General features: G+C 43.5%; 3 protein-coding genes and 1 pseudogene. All 4 read left to right on the top strand.

Features of this window, described 5'->3' with window-relative positions; all coding sequences use genetic code 11:
* A partial coding sequence (locus QZR76_RS14065; RefSeq protein ID WP_294143440.1) for a V-type ATP synthase subunit A occupies window positions 1-1,752 on the top strand: 1,752 nt, incomplete at its 5' end.
* Between the two features lie 153 nt (window positions 1,753-1,905).
* Window positions 1,906-3,231 carry a V-type ATP synthase subunit B gene (locus QZR76_RS14060; protein ID WP_294143442.1) on the top strand — a complete coding sequence of 442 codons (1,326 nt, stop codon included), beginning with the start codon at window positions 1,906-1,908 and terminating at the stop codon, window positions 3,229-3,231.
* A 54-nt stretch (window positions 3,232-3,285) separates the two neighbouring features.
* Entirely contained in the window at window positions 3,286-3,645 is a 360-nt protein-coding gene (locus tag QZR76_RS14055) for a four helix bundle protein (protein ID WP_294143438.1), read from the top strand.
* A gap of 71 nt (window positions 3,646-3,716) precedes the next feature.
* Window positions 3,717-3,808, top strand: a pseudogene (locus QZR76_RS14050) (V-type ATP synthase subunit D); the annotation flags it as partial.

Raw genomic sequence — 3,808 nt, 5'->3', positions numbered from 1 at the left:
ACACAAGGAAAAGTTCATAGTATTATTTCCAACCTTGTACTTGTGCGTACCGAAGGTCCGGTTTCCCAGAATGAGATTTGCTTCATTCTGATGGGTAACGAGAGGCTGATGGCGGAGGTTATCAAGGTAGTTGGAGATCTTGCTTATGTGCAGGTATTTGAAAGTACGCGTGGTTTGAAACCCGGTACTTTAGTAGAATTTGAAAACCATATGTTGGAAGTAACCCTGGGGCCGGGATTGCTATCGAAGAACTTCGACGGTTTGCAGAATGACCTGGATAAGATGACAGGAGTTTTTCTGAAACGGGGGGAATATACGAATCCGCTGGAAGCTGATAAAAAATGGAGCTTTACTCCTCTGGCTAAACCGGGAGATAAGGTAAAAGCCGGAGACTGGTTGGGAAACGTGAAAGAGAATTGGTTGGACCATAAGATCATGGTTCCCTTTAAGATGCAAGGTGAATACACTATCGTTTCTGTTGCTGAAACCGGAGAGTATACGATTGAAGATACGATTGCCATAGTAAAAGACGAAAACGGTAAAGAGTTTCCGTTGACGATGACTCAAAAGTGGCCGGTAAAGGTCGCCGTGAGGAATTATGTAGACAAGCCGCGTCCTTTCCGTCAGATGGAAACGGGTGTTCGGGTAATCGACACGATGAATCCGATTCTGGAAGGGGGAACCGGTTTTATTCCTGGTCCGTTCGGTACGGGTAAAACGGTGTTGCAGCATGCTCTTTCCCGTTTTGCCGATGCCGATATCATTATCATGGCTGCTTGTGGAGAACGGGCTAATGAGGTTGTAGAAATTTTTACGGAATTTCCCGAGTTGGAAGACCCTCGTTCAGGACGTAAGTTGTACGAAAGAACAACCATTATTGCTAATACCTCGAATATGCCCGTGGCTGCCCGCGAAGCATCGGTTTACACGGCTATGACTATTGGAGAATATTATCGTTCCATGGGAATGAAAGTTCTTTTGTTGGCGGACTCTACTTCTCGTTGGGCTCAGGCTTTGCGTGAGATGTCCAATCGTATGGAGGAGCTCCCGGGACAGGACGCTTTCCCGATGGACTTATCCGCTATCATTTCAAACTTCTATGCCCGTGCCGGTATGGTTTACCTGAATAATGGAAAAACCGGTTCTGTTACTTTTATCGGTACGGTATCTCCCGCGGGAGGTAACTTAAAGGAGCCGGTAACGGAGTCTACTAAAAAAGTGGCTCGTTGTTTTTACGCTCTTTCACAGGCTCGTGCAGATGCTAAGCGTTATCCGGCCATCGATACGCTGGAATCCTATTCCAAATACTTAGAGTATCCGGAATTCGTGGAGTTCGCCAAAAAGAATATTTCGGACCATTGGATTGCCGATGTGAACGAAGCGCGGAATATGTTGGTTCGGGGAAGGGAAACTGCCGAACAAATCGATATTTTGGGAGATGACGGTGTGCCCTTGGAGTATCATTTGATTTATTGGAAATCGGAATTGATAGACTTTGTTATTTTGCAACAGGATGCGTTTGATAATATCGATGGCTCGACCTCTATGGAACGTCAGAAATATATGCTTGCTGCTGTTTTGTCTGTTGTGCGTGCCGATTTCGATTTTGATTCGTTCGAGCAGGTCAATCCTTATTTCAAACGTATTATCAACGGTTTCAAACAGATGAACTATTCCGAGTTCCAGTCTGAACACTTTAAGAAATACGAGGCTGAAGTCAACGAAATTATTAATGAGAGAAAAAAGAAATGATTAAAAAATTTTAGATTGCAGATTTTAGATTTACGATTGGGTGAGTATTTGAATGGTATTCGTTTTATTGAAGCATTTGAGCTTAATCATAAATCATAAATTGTAAATCAAAAATGAATCACAGAATCGTTAGGTTATAAAATTTAAAATTTGATTATGTCAGTTGCTTTTCAAAAAGTTTACACGAAAATCACCCAGATCACGAAAGCTACGTGTTCATTAAAAGCTCAGGGCGTCGGAAATGACGAACTGGCTATTGTGAACGGTCGTTTGGCCCAGGTCGTGAAAATCTGGGGGGATGATATAACCCTTCAGGTGTTCTCCGGAACAGAAGGGATTCCGACAAATGCAGAAGTGACATTTCTCGGAAAGGCTCCCACTTTAAGAGTAGGAGAAGACCTATGCGGTCGTTTTTTCAATGCTTTTGGAGATCCGATCGACGGGGGACCGGCCATCGACGGAGACGAGCGTGAAATTGGCGGTCCTTCCGTGAATCCGGTGCGCCGGAAACAACCTTCCGAATTGATTGCCACAGGTATCGCGGGTATTGACTTAAACAACACCTTGGTGTCGGGGCAGAAAATTCCGTTCTTTGCAGACCCGGATCAACCTTATAATCAGGTAATGGCTAATGTGGCTTTACGGGCGCAGGCTGACCGGATTATTTTAGGGGGAATGGGGTTGACTAACGATGATTACCTGTATTTTAAAAATCTGTTTGACAATGCCGGTGTCTTGGATCGTATCGTCAGCTTTGTGAATACGACGGAGGCTCCTCCCGTGGAGCGATTGTTGGTGCCGGATATGGCGTTGACTGCGGCCGAATATTTTGCCGTGGATAGGAATGAGAAAGTATTGGTATTGTTGACGGATATGACCCTATACGCGGATGCCTTGAGTATCGTGTCTAACCGTATGGATCAGATTCCTTCCAAAGACTCGATGCCCGGTTCGCTTTATTCCGATTTGGCGAAGATTTACGAGAAGGCCGTACAATTCCCGGCAGGAGGTTCTATTACGATTATTGCGGTAACCACTCTTTCCGGAGGTGATATTACGCATGCCATCCCGGATAATACCGGATATATTACGGAGGGACAATTGTTCTTGCGTAAAGATACGGAGATCGGTAAGGTTATCGTCGATCCATTCCGGAGTTTGTCTCGACTGAAACAGTTGGTAATCGGAAAGAAAACCCGTAAGGATCATCCGCAAGTAATGAACGCCGCTATTCGTCTTTATGCCGATGCTGCTAATGCCCGGACTAAGATGGAGAACGGATTCGATTTGACCGATTACGATCGTCGGACCCTCGATTTCGCGAAAGAATATTCGAACGATTTGTTGGCAATTGACGTCAATATTTCCACCGACCAGATGTTGGATACTGCCTGGACATTGTTCCGGAAGTATTTCAACCGCTCCGAGTTGGGAATCAAGGCTGAAATCGTGAATGAATTCGGAAATTATAAGGATTAGGAGATTAAGTGATTGAGTGATTAAGAGATTAGGTGATTGAGAGATTTAACAATTATGAATCAGATAGAGTTTAAACATAGAACCAAACGATTGGGCTTAGAGGTGATTCGGATGGTTGAGAAATTTCCGGAAACACGTTTGGCATGGATTGTAAAAGATCAAATTTTACGTTCTGCTTTATCGGTTGGTGCTAACTATCGAGCGGTTTGTCGAGCTAAATCCGATAAGGATTTTATTAATAAAATGAGGATAGTAGAGGAGGAAGCGGATGAAACGGCATATTGGCTTGAAATAATTGAAGAATCTGAATTATTACCTGCTATGGAATTAGTTGCCTTGAAAGCAGAGGTTAATGAGATCATTTCGATGGTGGTCGTTTCTATTCGGACTAAAAATGCTGGAATGAATCAATAATCACTGAATCGCTAAATCATCAAATCACAGAATCATAATAGAATAAAAATCTGAATTTAATATTTTGAAAGGTGGCAATAAAATTTCAATACAATAAGACTTCGCTTCAGGGGCTGGATAAGCAACTGAAGATGCGGGTACGGGCATTGCCTACCATCAAAAA

Source organism: uncultured Sanguibacteroides sp. (assembly GCF_900543425.1).
Lineage (GTDB): Bacteria > Bacteroidota > Bacteroidia > Bacteroidales > Marinifilaceae > Gabonibacter.
This window is presented reverse-complemented; position numbering and strand designations above follow the sequence as displayed.